This window comes from Providencia sp. CIM-Carb-044, assembly GCF_033901115.1.
GTDB classification, from domain to species: Bacteria; Pseudomonadota; Gammaproteobacteria; order Enterobacterales; family Enterobacteriaceae; genus Providencia; species Providencia hangzhouensis.
In genome coordinates this window covers 105,138-120,848 of sequence record NZ_JAXADV010000002.1, presented here as the reverse complement: position 1 = coordinate 120,848, position 15,711 = coordinate 105,138, and the positions used below count along the sequence as shown (strand labels likewise).

The following is a 15,711-nucleotide window of genomic DNA, read 5'->3' as shown; positions in this document are numbered from 1 at the left end:
CCATTTTAATGACAAAAATAAAAAAGTAGACAAAATCACTTTTGCCTACTTTTTTTAGCTAATTATATGTTCAGTAATTATTCGTCTTTCTGGCCACCAAATGCCGTGTCTAACTCACGGTTATCCGCATAAGAGAGAATACCCGCCACTTGTTCAGCATTATCACCAAAGAGTTGCCCCATACTATCACCTTGGTGTATTCCATTAGCAATGGCAGTACCGCTAAATTTACCGTCTTCTTTAATATCCCCTGCCATGGAGTGGCTATTTACTCCTTCTAATGCACCTGTATATGATTTATCCGCGAAGTCAGCATTAAACCAACCCGTCTGTTTTTCTTCACCTGCAAACTGGTTAATACCCGCTATAGTATAAGTCGCTTGGCCACTGGTTGGCACTTCTGTCGTTGCATTCTCACCAGAGAAATAAACCGTGTGCATTGCGTCATCGGCTTCCCCAGTTTGTGACCAATCACCGAAATATACCTCGGCATCTGCAACCTGGCTAAATTGGAACTTACCCATTCCACCGTGCGGGCTACCGCCACTTTCCAAAACATACACGTTGTCAGGCTTTTGCGTGACTAAGTTTTTTAAACCAGAGAACGAAATTGTTTTTCCATTTCTCATAAAGCGAGAACCGATACCCGGTGCACCAATACTACCACCGTGTGGCCCCATGGTTGATTGGGTTTTACCAACAATAATGTTTGTTAGGTCAAGATCATATTTTAAGCTTTGTGCTGATTCCGTTTCTGCCATAACACCAACAGAAAATATAGACAAAGATACTGCGACTGTAATTAGTGATAATTTTTTCATTTATTCATCCTCTTCAATAGAAGTTTGAATTAGATTGGTTTATTAACGAAACACATTAAATAAAAGGTTATTCTTTCCTTTAATGTTCGAGATTCAGTATATGAAAATGATTTTTATTTACAAATGTAAGGGATATAATTCAATTTTTTATTATTAAACCATAAAAATAAAATAACCTTTTATTTTTTAACTGGTTAATTAAAGACCCTATAATGGATAGTTTTATTTATTACGTTTTACATTAAAGATTAATTGAATTTTAAGAGTAATTACAAATTTTGAGTGAAAATAAGATAAACACACCCACAAGTAAATGTGACGTATATTTTTATAAGTTTATTGAATGAATAATAAATAAAAATGAAGATAAGATTGAAGATTATAAATAAGCTAAGCTATTTAAATAAGGTACAAGAAGCTCTCTTCTTGTACCTTAATATATTACTCGTTTGCTAATAACTTTGTAATGGGCTCGGCGAGTAATCGCCCTCTCCACCCCGATAACAGTTCAGGAGGTGTAACCGAAGATTTTAAACCCCAATGAATCGACAATAATTGGTTAATTTGCCGCCTAGAAGCCAATAGTTCTGCATTAAATTTTTCATTTTCAGCAATATCTTTGACCACCGCTTTAATTTCTTTAAATAAGCTTTTGTATTGGCTCTGTTCCGTAATATTCGCTACAGGTGTTGGGTATTCACTTTCTTCAAGTTGCTTTGCTTGCTCGACAATGGCTAACAAGCGCTTGCCATGGCAACGAATTTCCTGCCCAGTTAAGCCAAGTGCATCAAGTTCACCCAGAGAGCTCGGTAAATAACGAGCCACTTTCCATAGATGCTCTTCTTTTACTACAAAGTTAACTGCCATATCGCGGGCTTTAGCTTGGTTTAAACGCCATTCGGCTAATAATTGCAAACAAGCGAGCTGTTCATCACGTAGCTGCCATGCATTATGGATATTCATGTAGGCTTTTTCTGGCTTTAAGGCTTTTTGCCGACGAGCCACAACACGTTGACACTCATCTTTGGCATCTTCCAAGTAGCCCGCTTCAGTCACTTTTTCCATTAGAATTTCAGCTAATGGCAGCAAATACAGCACATCTGCGGCTGCATAATCGCATTGTTTTTCGCTCAGAGGACGCGCAAGCCAGTCTGTCCGTGATTCACTTTTGTCTAGTTCAATACCTAAATGTTCAGCAACCAATGATGCAAAACCACAAGAAATTGGATAACCTAAAAATGCCGCCACAACTTGTGTGTCGATCATCGGCTCAGGGACACAATCAAAATCATGCATAAACACTTCTAAGTCTTCACTACCTGCATGTAAAAATTTAAGTTGCTCAGGATTCGTTAAAAGTGCTTTGAACGGGCTAAAATCCGTCATTAATAATGGGTCAATTAACGAAACTTGCTTTCCATCATATAGCTGTAGCAAACCTAGTTGTGGGTAATATGTTCGGGTACGAACAAACTCGGTATCCAAAGCGAGCCATGGTGCATTACTCGCCTCTTGGCATACTTGGGCTAATTCGCTATCTGTAGTTACTAAACGATAATTCAAAACAAGTTTCTCTTTGTTATTTTCATCACAATGACGCCGGCTAAAACCGGCGTCATCTATTTATAATTTACGACTAAACCACAATCATACTTGTGATTTTTCTCTTTGCAATTTTTCTTCATCACGTAGGTCTTTACGTAAAATTTTACCCACGTTAGATTTTGGTAATTCATCACGAAATTCAAATATCTTAGGGACTTTATACGCGGTTAATGAACGGCGGCAAAAGGTTTTTAGCTCATCACCCGTTAAATTCGCATTTTTCGTTACAACGAAAACTTTAACCGCTTCGCCTGTACTTTCACTAGGTACACCAATTGCAGCGCATTCTATCACGTCCGGATGTGCAGAAATGACATCTTCAATTTCATTTGGATAGACGTTAAAACCTGAAACGATGATCATATCTTTTTTACGATCAACAATACGAATATACCCTTCGCTATCAATTTCAGCGATATCCCCTGTCGCTAACCAACCATCCACTATCGTATCCGCAGTGGAATCAGGGCGGTTCCAATACCCTTTCATGACTTGCGGGCCTTTTACCCACATTTCACCAGGTTCACCAATAGCGACTTCGTTGCCGTTATCATCAAGAAATTTAACATCTGTTGATGGAACAGGTAAACCAATACTTCCGCTATAACTGGTTAAATTATAAGGATTACCTGTAACTAGTGGCGCACATTCCGTTAACCCATACCCTTCGAGTAAATGTTTCCCAGTGAGCTTTTGCCATTTTTCTGCAACTGCTTTTTGAACAGGCATCCCCCCACCAACCGAAAGACGTAAACGCGAAAAATCCAGTTTTTTAAACTCTTCGTTGTGCAACCATGCATTAAATAAGGTATTAACCCCGGTAATTGACGTAACCGGATAACGTCCTAATTGTTTTACGGTGTCCGGTACATCTCTAGGGTTAGTAATCAATAAGTTAACGCCCCCTACAGTGATAAACAGTAAGCAGTTTACTGTCAATGCAAAAACATGGTACAGCGGTAAAGCGGTGACAACAAATTCAGCACCAAATTTCAGTACAGGCCCGTAAGCTGCCCTTGCCTGCTCAATATTTGCTAACATATTGCGATGAGTTAACATCGCCCCTTTAGCAACACCGGTGGTTCCACCTGTATATTGCAAAAAGGCCAAGTCATCACCAGCAATGTTAGGTTTAATATATTGCATACGATAGCCATAATGCATGGCACGGCGAAAGGAGATGGCGTCTGGTAAGTTATATTTAGGGACTAAACGTTTTACATATTTGACAACAAAATCAACAATCGTGGCTTTAGGACGTGAAAGCTGGTCACCCATACGAGTTAAAATGACGTGTTTCACTTTGGTATTGAAAACAATTTTTTCCAGTGTATGTGCAAAATTCGACACAATTACAATTGCGGTTGCACCGCTATCATTCAATTGGTGCTCTAATTCTCTCGGGGTATAAAGTGGGTTGACGTTGACTACCACCATACCTGCTCGCAATATCCCAAACAGGGCAATCGGATACTGTAATAGGTTTGGCATCATTAATGCGACACGATCCCCTTTTTTAAGACCAAGTCCATTTTGTAAGTAGGCGGCAAAAGCGCGACTTCTCTCTTCAAGTTTCCGATAAGTCATCACTGCTCCCATATTAATGAATGCAGGTTGGTCGGCAAATTGAGAGACCGCATCTTCAAGTAACTCTGCTAGAGAAGCGAAGCTATCAGGATTGATTTCTTCCGGCACATCAGCAGGGTAATTTTTTAGCCAGATTTTTTCCAAAATGTTACTCCTGAATTTAGTGAAGTTATTATACTCAACATCTCTTTTAACAAATTATTAACTCAGCGTACCAGTTTGAAAAACAGACAATGTCAAGGTTGAGAGGTCTATCACTAAATAAATTTTGTTCCTTCAAGAAAAAACTAGGCGGACTAAGCCGCCTAGTTTGTCTTAAATTCGTTAAACAGATGTAAATCTGTACAAGATTGCCTGATTATACATGATTTTACGCTATTTTTGGAAAGGTTATCTCGCACTTAAGAAGGGATTTAATCTATTACATTAACCGAAGTCACTTTTGCTGGGATTAAATTTTAGCTAATACTTTTATTAAACACTCTTATTTATCAGCTCTTATTTAGATAATCTTTTTACGGAAAACAAAAAGACCCCGCAATAATCGGGGCCTTTAAATAAAGAAAAATAATCGTTATTCTGTTAGATAAGTTTGTACGGGTACTGGGCCTCCTGGATAACCGTACCCATAACCATAACCCCATGGGTGGTTATAAAAATACGGGTCGCCATAATAACCATAACCCCAAGGGCCAGACGGCGGGATCATAACACTTTGTGCGACATTCCAGCGTTGGAAACCTGTTACATCTAACGTGACATACTTATAAGGAACTTGCCCTACTTTCCCTTGCTGTTCCCCCGTGATTTTCCCCACCACAGTGATATAACGGTTAGTAAAATCACTTGGCTCACGAAAACCATTTAAGTACGCATAAATGCGGCCAATTGAAGGGGAATTAAGCTCTGGTGCTGCATCATATTTATTCAATGCCATCACCGCAATTTCTAAACGTGTTCTTGCTGCTTCGTTTTCAACTGCAAGGACTTTCCCACCAAAACGCGCCTCTTGGCCAATATACATTTCAGGAGCATTTTGTACCGATGTTAAGTTATCTGTTGGGTTTTGAACCGAGCCTTGAATTGAAGCAGGTATTGAAACACACCCTGTCAGCGCTAATACGCTTGCAATAAAAAGACCTTTAAGTGCATTACGGCAGTTTAATTCAATATTCATAGACCACCTCCGATTAGCGATATTATAAATTCAGGTAATACAATTTTAAATAGCATTTAGTAAACAAAACACGATATGTTAAAAGTAGCCATAAGAATTATCTTACCACCTAATAATATCCTAAATTATTGAATGATTCGATTTGTATTTTTATTATTCAATATTTGATTTGTTTTGTGTGTAATATAAAAAATTGGCCATATCACCTGATATAGCCAATTCAACATCAATTAATTTTCTGTGTATTATTCACGACCAGGCAATTTTTTCCATGTAACTTCATTACGCAGGTAAGTAGGTTCAACATTTTCAACGGCAACCACTTTTCCCTGTTGCCATAATTGAGCAGCAATGGGTAACATATCTTGCGCATCAGGCAGCGTAATATGACTGTTAGCTAATGTAATTGATGCATTCAACAATGAGGGATATGCCTCCCACCCAGTACCTGCATAACCCCACAGCCCTGAAAGCCCTGTCACTTTGCTCTTAAAATCGTCGGGAAGTAGAACTGCTTCAGTTTCTTCATCTAACCATTGGCCTTCGGATGTTCGCTGATATTGGGCACAATAGATTTCTGACATCCGTGCATCAATAGCCACTAATACCTGATGATGCCCCGCTATACGAAAGGCGCCTTCAGCAAGTGTCATTAAAGAAGAAACGCCAATCATGGGCAAATTAGCCCCTAGTGCTAACCCTTGTGCAATACCAACACCAATACGAACCCCCGTAAAACTACCAGGACCACGTCCGAAAGCCAATGCATCTAGCTGGTTCAACCCCATCCCAGCTTCTGCAAGAACTTCCTCAACCATCGGTAAAATTTTTTGTGTGTGCTCTCGAGGAGAAATCGCGAAACGCGAAATAATGTCACCTTCACACCAAAGTGCGACTGAACAGGCTTCTGTTGCTGTATCAACAGCAAGAATACGACTCGACATGCCTAAACTCCGGCAAATTAATAGTTTCTGATTAAAAGATGCCGATTATATTAACATAAACGGCCGTAGGAATAGCAGAAAAACAAGGTGGGATTTACCTCACTCTATTAACTTCTTGCCTTTTCTCTTCAAGAAATGCAATTGCTTTTTGTATACTTCTTGTTCGTGGTGATGGCGGAAGGCTACGTAAAAAAACCTCACCATAAGGGCGAGTCACTAAACGGTTATCACAAATAACGATGACACCATAATCACTAGTGTCTCGAATTAGCCGCCCTACACCTTGCTTTAAAGTAATAACTGCATCTGGTAATTGGACATCCGAGAATGGTTCTCCACCCCGTAATTCACAATCTTCGATGCGCGCTCTTAATAGCGGGTCATCAGGGGCAGTAAATGGGAGTTTATCGATAATGACACAAGTCAATTCATCACCTCGCACATCAACCCCCTCCCAAAAGCTACTAGTGGCAACTAAAACAGCATTCCCCGCAGCAATAAACTGAGATAACAGTTTGTTTTTACTGCTTTCCCCTTGCATTAGAACTGGTAATGTCAATGAAGATTTAAATTCCTCGGCCAATTCACGCATCATCAGGTGTGATGTACATAAAAAGAAGCAACGTCCCTGATTTTTTTCAATCATAGGTCGTAGCATGGTTGCCAATTTTTGTGCGAGGCCTCGTTGATTGAGTTCGGGTAAAAAACGCGGAACACATAATAAAGTTTGGCTTTGATAATCAAATGGGCTGGCTAATAATAGCGTTTTTGCCGTGGCTAGACCTAAACGGTCAGTGAAGTGACTTAGTTTTTCATTTACCGACAAAGTTGCTGATGTAAATACCCAACTGGCTGGCGTACTTGCGATCATTTCGCTGAATTTATCTGCAACCGTTAATGGCGTTAGTGCCAGTAAAAAATGGCGACCATAACTTTCAAACCAATAGCTGTAGCCTGCAATTGTCACATCTTTTAAACGGTTCAAACGATTTCGGTAAATAGTAACACGCTCAAAAATAGAGTCTAAGCTCTGTGAACGGCCCAAAGTGGTTTTGATCACTTCGTAACAAAGTTCAAGAGAATCATCAAGTAATGTCAATGCCCTTTGTACTTCAGGGCGCTTTAGTAAATCACGTAAATTGCCACGAAAACTGTTTTCCCCCAAATTGAGCCGGAAATCTAGCGTACTTTGAGTGAGCCTATCTGCACTTTTTTGCAGTTGCACTTGGTCTTTTAACTCAGTTCGATAGGCCATAATCATATCGCGTGCCAGATCAAGCAATTGGCGACTACTTAGTTGCTGACCAAAATATTGGCTGGCTATATCAGGAATTTGGTGCGCTTCATCAAAAATCATGACCTCTGCTTGGGGAATTAACTCTCCAAAACCTGTGTCTTTCACGACTCTATCAGCCATAAATAAATGGTGATTCACAACGACAATATCCGCTTCTAAAGCTTTACGTCGTGCTTTTAAGACAAAACATTCTTGATAACGTGGGCAATCACTTCCAAGACAATTATCATTGGTGCTAGTCACTAACGGCCAAACTGGGCTGTCCTCCGCAATATCATGACAAGTGCTCGTATCACCTAACTCAGATTCAATGGACCAACTACGTAACCTCACAACAGCAGACAATATTTCCGGTTCAAGACTACCACCACCGAGGGATTGTTGGTCTAATCGCTCTAAACATAAATAATTCGAACGCCCTTTTAATAACGCGGTCCGTCCAGTGTAATTCATCGCATCAATAATTGTCGGTAAGTCTCGGTGATACAGTTGATCTTGTAAGGCTTTTGATCCCGTAGAAACAATGACTTTTTTTCCACTACGCAATGCAGGAACTAAATAAGCATATGTTTTTCCTGTTCCAGTACCCGCTTCCGCCACCAGCACATGCTGCTGCTCAATCGACTCGGTTACTGCATTCGACATCGTAACTTGTGCTTCTCGAGGCTGAAAACCAGGAATTGTTCTGGCTAAAAAGCCATCCGCAGAAAAATCGTCGTGCACTACATGACCTATTTATTAGGAATAATGAGGGCACACTTTACCATGAGTTTCTTAACCCTGCTTAGGTAATTATTACTTCGTTGAACAACTGATTTTCATCCAGCCTGCAAACTGTTATTCTTGAGCCACATGTATAATAAGGAATAATTATGACTATCAAACGTATTGACCCTGATAATCGTTGGTCTGAAGCTGTCATTCACAATAATGTAATTTACTACACCAGTGTTCCTGAAAATCTTGACGCTGATATTGTGGCCCAAACAGCAAATACACTCGCGGCGATTGATGTGATGCTTGAACGTGTTGGTTCAGACAAAAGTAAAATTCTTGATGCCACCATTTTCCTCGCTGATAAAGCCGATTTTGCTGGGATGAACCAAGCATGGGATGCATGGGTTGTTGCTGGAAGCGCACCTGTTCGTTGTACTGTCCAAGCATTACTGATGAAGCCTGAATATAAAGTCGAAATTAAGGTTGTTGCAGCAATTGATTGATTAAAATGGGCGCCAATGATTAGCGCCCATCCATGCTCTAAATAGTTTGTGATGTTGCTAGGCGGCAAGTGAGTTAACCCCTTGGACCATACACAAGTATGTGACTAGGGTTAACGAATGTAGCCAACAACGCGACACTGCAAAATATGACGAGCATTACGACATCTTGATGAGAACCATTCCTAGTAGCAATAACACAATCCCTCCCCAGCCTTTATAATTTAGCCGTTGATTGAAAAGTATCCAACCTGCTGCTACTGTCGCGATAATCCCGAATGCTCCCCATAATGCATAGGCAATTGAAAGTTCGATTCCTTTTACTGCTTGCGCTAATGCACTGAAAGCTCCGAGTACCGCAATTAGAGAAAGAATACCTATCCAGTATCGTTTAAACCCATTCGACATTTTTAACAAAATGTTGGCTGCGATTTCTAATATGACTGCTAGGATCAAAAACGCAGCATGCCACCATTCAAAATGACTGGCCATATTACGCCTCCGACTTAGCTTCGCGTCCAACTAAAGCATTTGTTTTGGCTGCATTGACCGCGTTTTGTGTAACTTGTTTTACTTTTTGTGCAGATTGACGAACGGTGGTTTTCTTGGTGCCTGATTTAATCAGTCCAATACCGGTGATAAGTAATACTAACCCCCCAATTTTCATCGGTGATAGCGTTTCTCCAAACCACATGACACTAAATGTTGTGATAAAAAGGATACCGATACCCTCCCATAGTGCATAGGCGACACCTAATGCCACTTTTTTAACTGCAACAGCAAGTAAAATGTATGATGTTGCTATCATCACATACATCACGACCATACCAGTAAAATCTCCACTGACGCTGGCATGTTTCATTGATAGTGTACCGATAACTTCAGTTACGATAGCTAATACTAAAAATATCCAGTAAATCATTATAATATCTCTCTATATATAGCCACGTAATAGTCTATTTTTTGTACAGATAAAAAATACAGATTACTATTGCGTAGTTGTTGAAAATTCAAATAAATAACAACGTGTTGCTGAGTTTATTCAGCGAAATGAATAATCGAGAGAGACGCTATAATGCACCACACCAGTAGTGTTCACTGGAAAGGATAGCTGAAAGGAAAAGCCTGTGTGTCGTTCTTTTTTGGGACTTGCTGATCTTGCCGCTAGTTGAGCTAAGCATGATATCTTATTCTTTTCATCAGGTAGACATCTACCCAATTTACTCCGAACCCTCATGTTGATAGTTAATTTCAGTTTATTTTTAACATGCCAAATTTATTAAGTCAATGAATATAAACATTTTTTGTATTGAATAAAAATATGCATAACTATTCATTAATATGCTAATCAACCCTTGAGCTATCAACTATTGCGCGAATAAACAAGCGATGATGATAAATTTTTCACTGGAATTATTTTATAAAAAAATCTCTTTTTTCCACTTTTTATACTCTCATCACGCCTTAATTAAGCTATTCGATTTTTAGCATTGACAACCTGATTGAACAAGCTTCTTATAGTAGCTATATGATTGTAATATGCCGAAGAGAGAGCCATGAACGCCTTTAGCCTTACCTCCAATAGTTTCCAAAATTCCACTGATGCAACACCATTACCTTATGATGTTGTTTCAATTCAGTCACAAGTTATTTATGGCAGTGTTGGAAATAGTATTGCCGTTCCAGCCCTGACAAAACAAGGTTTACGTGTTGCGGCAGTACCTACTGTAGTACTCAGTAATACGCCTCATTATACAACTTGCTATGGTGGTGAGTTGCCTGGTGAGTGGTTTCGTGGTTATTTAAACGGTTTTGTTGAGCGGGGTAGCTTAAATTCTGTAAGAGCTATTTTGACTGGTTATCTAGGTTCCCCAGAAAAAGCCCAAGACTTAGCAAACTGGTTAACTCTAGTTCGTAAAGAAAGAACGGCACTACCGGTTATTGTTGACCCAGTCATGGGAGATGAAGACAGCGGTTTTTATATTCCACCCGAAATTGCCGAGGTATACCGCGATAAAGTCATTCCTTTAGCTACAGGTATTATTCCAAACAAATTCGAGCTCATGACGTTAAGTGGCAAACAAGTCCATAACTTGGATGATGCTACGGCTGCAGCCCGTAGCTTATTAAAGGGAAATACACAGTGGGTAATCATCACAAGTGCTTTCCAGCCTGATGACGACAACATTGAAGTCGTTTGTGTTACCCAAGATAACGTGGCCGTAATCCGCCACAAACGTTACCCTGTCACACCAAAAGGAACGGGGGATTTATTTGGCGCTGAACTCACCGCTCAGTTATTAGCGGGACTATCCGTTCCTGATGCCGCTAAAATGGCATGTTTACGCATCGAGCAAGCGATTATTCATATGGCAGCGACAGGACGTAGCGAATTAATCCTTTAATATCCTATGTAGCCATACCTAACAATATGATAAGCATAGATAAATGGCGGGATTACCCCGCCATTTTAGTCAATATACTACCTAATATTTCAAATATTGATAATATTATTCAAACTCATTCCATGAACGGCCATCGCGTGCGATCATCGCAACAGATGCAATCGGCCCCCAAGTCCCTGCTTGATATGGCTTAGGCGCTTCATTGTCCATTGCCCATGCATCTATAATAGAATCAACAAATTTCCATGCTTCTTCTACTTCATCGCGGCGAACAAACAGTGCTTGAATGCCACGCATGGCTTCAAGTAATAAACGCTCATAAGCATCTGCAAGGTGAGTCTGGTTGAAAGTTTCAGAGAAACTTAAATCCAATTTAGTGGTTTGTAAACGGTGTTTATGATCAAGGCCTGGTGCCTTATTCATAATTTCAATATCAATCCCTTCGTCTGGCTGCAAACGAATAGTTAATTTATTCTGAGGCAGGTCTTGATAACTTTCAGAGAAAATATTCAATGCTGGTTTTTTAAAATAAACAACAACTTCAGAACATTTTGCAGGTAGGCGCTTACCCGTACGTAAATAGAAAGGTACACCTGCCCAACGCCAATCATCGATATCAACACGCAAAGCAACGAATGACTCGGTCATACTTTGCTTGTTCGCACCCTCTTCTTCTAAATATCCAGGGACTTTTTTACCTTGAACAAAACCAGAGGTATATTGCCCTCGTACTGCCTTTTCACGCACATTTGTATGGTCGATACGACGTAAAGAACGTAAGACTTTCACTTTTTCATCGCGAATACGGTCAGTGGTTAAATCTGCCGGTGGTGACATGGCAATCATCGTTAAGATTTGCAATAAGTGGTTTTGTACCATATCACGCATTTGGCCTGCTTGGTCGAAATATCCCCAACGACCTTCGATTCCTACTTCTTCTGCAACCGTGATTTGGACATGATCAATAGTGCGGTTGTCCCAGTTATTGATAAATAACGAGTTTGCAAAACGCAATGCGAGTAAGTTTAAAACGGTTTCTTTACCAAGATAGTGGTCAATACGATAGACTTGGCTTTCATCAAAATACTTAGCCACTTCATTATTAATTTCTTGTGACGACGCTAAATCCGTTCCCAGTGGTTTTTCCATGACAACGCGATTTGGCTTTTTATTTAATTTAGCATGACCCAACCCTTGACACATAGCACCAAAAGTACTCGGTGGCATAGCAAAGTAATGGATAGCGGGTTGTGCATCTTGTTTTAACATTTCAGCTAAACGCACAAAACTTTCAGTCTGGTTAACGTCTAAGTTACAAAAATCCAAGCGAGCGCTTAGTTTTTCCCACAATGCTGAATCGAGATCTTCTTTTAAGAACTTATCTAACGCTTCTTTGACAAAGTGGACATAATCATCTTGACTCCATTCAGCACGACCAACACCAATAATGCGCGTGTCTGGATGAATGTAACCTGCTTTTTCTAACTGATAAAGCGATGGCAGCAGCTTACGACGAGCGAGGTCTCCCTTGGTGCCAAAAATAATTAAGTCACAAGCTTGAGCAGCATTATGTACCGCCATATTGGTTCTCCTCAATTTGCGGAATGTAAGACCTAACTAGGATAGGCCTTATTGTAATTTTGTTAAAATTAGCCCTAATTCCGCTAATGTACCCTGTTGCTAGTGCCCAGTAAATGTTCATGATACCGATCACAGTTTTTATGATGAAAAAAACAACATATTGTCTGTTTGATCTTATGTTACACACTGAATAATTTTTAGTGTATTAAAAAGATGCGATTTAACTGAATGGAGACAGCTTCCGTAAAAAAATAACAAAATAAGTAGGATGTTTACTATTCTGAAAATTAGATACGGGTCAAAGTTTCATAAAAAGCTGCTACTTATCACCTGTATTCAGATAGCTTACATATCATACATAGTATATTTTCACTCTCTATTACGACATCACAGCAAGAAATTTAAAATCAATAATAGGATAACGTGATGACTCAAAAATTTCTCCTTTCGATGAAATAGGCGCTTTTGCTATATGAATATTTTAGAACAAATGAAGACAAGTCTCGATTTTTTAAGTAAATCAGAAAAAAAGGTGGCTGAGGTTATTCTAGGTATGCCACAAAATGCCATTCATCTCAGTATCGCCACACTCGCGCAATTAGCTGATGTTAGCGAGCCAACAGTAAACCGATTTTGTCGAAAAATGGATACGAAAGGATTCCCTGATTTTAAATTACGATTAGCACAAAACTTAGCCAACGGCACCCCCTATATTAACCGCCATATAGAAGAAACCGATACAGTAAATACCTATACTCATAAGATTTTTGAATCTGCTATGGCTGGATTAGATAATGTAAAACACACATTAGATATCAGTGCAATTAATCGTGCTGTTGATTTATTAACTCAAGCTCGGAAAATCAGTTTTTTTGGCTTTGGCGCCTCTGCAGCTGTCGCGCACGACGCAATGAATAAGTTTTTCCGCTTTAATATTCCTGTCATATACTTCGATGATATTGTCATGCAACGTATGAGCTGTATCAATAGTAATGAAGGAGATGTTATTGTGCTCATTTCCCATACAGGAAGAACCAAAGCATTAGTTGATATGGCACGTTTAGCACGGGAAAATGACGCGACTATAATTGCAATTACCTCAGAAAACTCACCTCTCTCTCAAGCCGCTTCCTTATCTATCATTATTGATGTTCCTGAAGATACTGATATCTATATGCCAATGGTATCAAGAATGGCGCAGCTCGCTGTCATTGATGTACTAACAACGGGTTTTACGTTAAGAAGAGGTGAAAAATTTAGAGATAACTTGAAGCGCGTCAAAGAAGCATTACGTGATTCGCGGTTTGATAGCATCTAAAGGCAATAAATTGGCTGTATAAATGCTTTTCTTTGCTTTCAGGCTTTAATAGTTTTACAGACCTGATAGCATTAAGAAATTGGCTGTATATAATAGCTGTGCTCGTGTCAGCATCCCTATTTGCAGTAAACAGGTTTCGAAATGGAGTGAAATGGTTTCACTCTTTTATCAACACCATTACAGGTCAACGGAGTAATACATGTCTAGACGGCTTAGAAGAACTAAAATTGTTACAACTCTTGGTCCAGCTACAGATCGCGATAATAACCTTGAAAAAATTATCAACGCTGGCGCCAACGTTGTTCGCCTTAACTTCTCCCACGGAACTCCAGAAGACCATTTATTACGTGCGAACAAAGTACGTGAGATTGCCGCTCGTTTAGGACGTCACGTTGCGATCCTCGGTGATTTGCAAGGTCCTAAAATTCGTGTTTCCACTTTTAAAGATGGCAAAGTTTTCCTAAATATTGGCGATAAATTCATTCTTGATGCCAATTTAGGTAAAGGTGAAGGCTGCCAAGAGAAAGTAGGTATCGACTATAAAGGCTTACCTGCCGATGTCGTCCCAGGTGATATTTTGCTTCTTGATGATGGCCGAGTACAATTGAAAGTCCTTGAAGTCAAAGGGTTACAGGTATTTACAGAAGTTACTGTTGGTGGCCAACTATCTAACAATAAAGGTATTAATAAACTCGGTGGCGGTCTTTCAGCTGAAGCATTAACAGAAAAAGACAAAGAAGATATAAAAACTGCAGCAAAAATTAATGTTGATTACTTAGCTGTTTCATTCCCTCGCTCAGGTGAAGATTTAGATTATGCACGCCGATTAGCTCGTGATGCAGGTTGTGAATGCCAAATTGTTGCTAAAGTAGAACGTGCAGAAGCCGTTGCCAATGATGAAGTGATGGATGAAGTTATTCTCGCTTCTGATGTCGTTATGGTTGCTCGTGGTGACCTCGGAGTGGAAATTGGCGACCCTGAATTAGTCGCTGTCCAGAAAAAATTGATCCGCCGCTCTCGCCAATTAAACCGTGTTGTTATAACCGCAACACAAATGATGGAATCGATGATCACTAACCCTATGCCAACGCGAGCCGAAGTCATGGACGTTGCGAATGCGGTGTTGGATGGTACTGATGCCGTTATGCTTTCTGCTGAAACCGCTGCAGGCCAGTACCCAGCAGAAACGGTAGCCGCGATGGCGCAGGTTTGTTTTGGCGCAGAAAAAATGCCGGGCCTAAATGTGTCTAAACACCGTTTAGATGCGGAGTTTAATAGCCCTGAAGAAGCAATTGCAATGTCAACAATGTATGCAGCTAACCACCTTAAAGGGGTTAAAGCTATCATAGCAATGACTGAGTCTGGCCGTACTGCTCGTATGATGTCTCGGATCAGCTCTGGTTTACCTATTTTTGCCATGTCTCGTCATGAAAAAACCCTTAATCAATGTTCTCTCTATCGTGGTGTTACACCTGTTTTCTGTAGCACCCATACAGATGGTATTGCGGCTGCCAATGAAGCTGTCACGCGTTTACGTGATAACGGCTATTTAATGAGTGGTGACGTGGTTCTTGTCACCCAAGGTGACTTAATGGGCACTGTAGGTAGCACGAATACTTGTCGTATTCTAGAAGTTGAATAATCTTTTAGCCCTCGCCTATGGGTGGGGGCTTTCCTTTATATTGAAACGCTATCTAACTTAAAAAAGAATTAACACAAGAAAGTATAGCTCTGCATCACTTGCGTAAAATACAGAGAA

Annotated in this window: 13 protein-coding genes; 4 read left to right on the top strand and 9 right to left on the bottom strand. The window is 40.0% G+C overall.

The window, feature by feature from the left end; all coding sequences use genetic code 11:
• Window positions 1–77 precede the first annotated feature (77 nt).
• The 6 genes from SJ312_RS03825 to SJ312_RS03800 form a co-directional block, all read right to left on the bottom strand.
• Window positions 78–821 (bottom strand): Slam-dependent surface lipoprotein, encoded by a 744-nt coding sequence (locus SJ312_RS03825; protein WP_110591681.1) that lies wholly within the window; start codon window positions 819–821, stop codon window positions 78–80.
• A 441-nt stretch (window positions 822–1,262) separates the two neighbouring features.
• The gene (gene rnd / locus SJ312_RS03820) at window positions 1,263–2,384 is read right to left on the bottom strand and encodes a ribonuclease D (protein ID WP_110591680.1); all 1,122 of its coding nucleotides are present in this window, start codon (window positions 2,382–2,384) and stop codon (window positions 1,263–1,265) included.
• An 84-nt stretch (window positions 2,385–2,468) separates the two neighbouring features.
• Window positions 2,469–4,157: a long-chain-fatty-acid--CoA ligase FadD gene (gene fadD, locus SJ312_RS03815; protein WP_096863690.1), complete on the bottom strand. Its 1,689-nt coding sequence runs from the start codon at window positions 4,155–4,157 to the stop codon at window positions 2,469–2,471.
• Window positions 4,158–4,587: 430 nt separating this feature from the next.
• Window positions 4,588–5,190 carry a Slp family lipoprotein gene (locus tag SJ312_RS03810; protein WP_004254971.1) on the bottom strand — a complete coding sequence of 201 codons (603 nt, stop codon included), beginning with the start codon at window positions 5,188–5,190 and terminating at the stop codon, window positions 4,588–4,590.
• 245 nt (window positions 5,191–5,435) lie between these two features.
• Window positions 5,436–6,134: a tRNA (adenosine(37)-N6)-threonylcarbamoyltransferase complex dimerization subunit type 1 TsaB gene (gene tsaB, locus SJ312_RS03805; protein WP_272574550.1), complete on the bottom strand. Its 699-nt coding sequence runs from the start codon at window positions 6,132–6,134 to the stop codon at window positions 5,436–5,438.
• Between the two features lie 94 nt (window positions 6,135–6,228).
• The gene (locus tag SJ312_RS03800; RefSeq protein WP_094962976.1) at window positions 6,229–8,154 is read right to left on the bottom strand and encodes an ATP-dependent DNA helicase; all 1,926 of its coding nucleotides are present in this window, start codon (window positions 8,152–8,154) and stop codon (window positions 6,229–6,231) included.
• A 149-nt stretch (window positions 8,155–8,303) separates the two neighbouring features.
• Here SJ312_RS03800 and SJ312_RS03795 point away from each other — a divergent pair, with 149 nt between their 5' ends.
• Window positions 8,304–8,651: a RidA family protein gene (locus SJ312_RS03795; RefSeq protein ID WP_110591678.1), complete on the top strand. Its 348-nt coding sequence runs from the start codon at window positions 8,304–8,306 to the stop codon at window positions 8,649–8,651.
• 156 nt (window positions 8,652–8,807) lie between these two features.
• On the opposite strand, the gene mdtI is transcribed toward SJ312_RS03795, so the two are convergent.
• Both mdtI and mdtJ read right to left on the bottom strand, forming a co-directional pair.
• On the bottom strand, window positions 8,808–9,140 hold the full coding sequence (mdtI, locus tag SJ312_RS03790) for a multidrug/spermidine efflux SMR transporter subunit MdtI (protein WP_004254980.1): 333 nt from the start codon (window positions 9,138–9,140) through the stop codon (window positions 8,808–8,810).
• A 1-nt stretch (window position 9,141) separates the two neighbouring features.
• On the bottom strand, window positions 9,142–9,570 hold the full coding sequence (mdtJ, locus tag SJ312_RS03785; protein WP_004254982.1) for a multidrug/spermidine efflux SMR transporter subunit MdtJ: 429 nt from the start codon (window positions 9,568–9,570) through the stop codon (window positions 9,142–9,144).
• Window positions 9,571–10,204: 634 nt separating this feature from the next.
• Here mdtJ and pdxK point away from each other — a divergent pair.
• Window positions 10,205–11,053 (top strand): pyridoxine/pyridoxal/pyridoxamine kinase, encoded by an 849-nt coding sequence (gene pdxK / locus SJ312_RS03780; protein WP_004254983.1) that lies wholly within the window; start codon window positions 10,205–10,207, stop codon window positions 11,051–11,053.
• A gap of 105 nt (window positions 11,054–11,158) precedes the next feature.
• On the opposite strand, the gene zwf is transcribed toward pdxK, so the two are convergent.
• Window positions 11,159–12,634: a glucose-6-phosphate dehydrogenase gene (zwf, locus tag SJ312_RS03775; RefSeq protein WP_004254987.1), complete on the bottom strand. Its 1,476-nt coding sequence runs from the start codon at window positions 12,632–12,634 to the stop codon at window positions 11,159–11,161.
• Between the two features lie 472 nt (window positions 12,635–13,106).
• Between zwf and SJ312_RS03770 the strand changes: the two genes are divergently transcribed.
• Window positions 13,107–13,952 carry a MurR/RpiR family transcriptional regulator gene (locus SJ312_RS03770; RefSeq protein ID WP_004254990.1) on the top strand — a complete coding sequence of 282 codons (846 nt, stop codon included), beginning with the start codon at window positions 13,107–13,109 and terminating at the stop codon, window positions 13,950–13,952.
• Window positions 13,953–14,151: 199 nt separating this feature from the next.
• Complete coding sequence (pyk, locus tag SJ312_RS03765; RefSeq protein WP_094962974.1) at window positions 14,152–15,594, top strand: pyruvate kinase; 1,443 nt, start codon at window positions 14,152–14,154, stop codon at window positions 15,592–15,594.
• The last annotated feature ends 117 nt before the right edge of the window (window positions 15,595–15,711 follow it).

What these genes read in the sequence shown, in the direction of transcription:
- SJ312_RS03825 (WP_110591681.1), bottom strand. Translation starts at nt 821, where the DNA reads ATGAAAAAATTATCACTAATTACAGTCGCAGTATCTTTGTCTATATTT.
- SJ312_RS03810 (WP_004254971.1), bottom strand. Translation starts at nt 5,190, where the DNA reads ATGAATATTGAATTAAACTGCCGTAATGCACTTAAAGGTCTTTTTATT.
- tsaB (WP_272574550.1), bottom strand. Translation starts at nt 6,134, where the DNA reads ATGTCGAGTCGTATTCTTGCTGTTGATACAGCAACAGAAGCCTGTTCA.
- SJ312_RS03795 (WP_110591678.1), top strand. Translation starts at nt 8,304, where the DNA reads ATGACTATCAAACGTATTGACCCTGATAATCGTTGGTCTGAAGCTGTC.
- mdtI (WP_004254980.1), bottom strand. Translation starts at nt 9,140, where the DNA reads ATGGCCAGTCATTTTGAATGGTGGCATGCTGCGTTTTTGATCCTAGCA.
- mdtJ (WP_004254982.1), bottom strand. Translation starts at nt 9,570, where the DNA reads ATGATTTACTGGATATTTTTAGTATTAGCTATCGTAACTGAAGTTATC.
- pdxK (WP_004254983.1), top strand. Translation starts at nt 10,205, where the DNA reads ATGAACGCCTTTAGCCTTACCTCCAATAGTTTCCAAAATTCCACTGAT.
- zwf (WP_004254987.1), bottom strand. Translation starts at nt 12,634, where the DNA reads ATGGCGGTACATAATGCTGCTCAAGCTTGTGACTTAATTATTTTTGGC.
- SJ312_RS03770 (WP_004254990.1), top strand. Translation starts at nt 13,107, where the DNA reads ATGAATATTTTAGAACAAATGAAGACAAGTCTCGATTTTTTAAGTAAA.
- pyk (WP_094962974.1), top strand. Translation starts at nt 14,152, where the DNA reads ATGTCTAGACGGCTTAGAAGAACTAAAATTGTTACAACTCTTGGTCCA.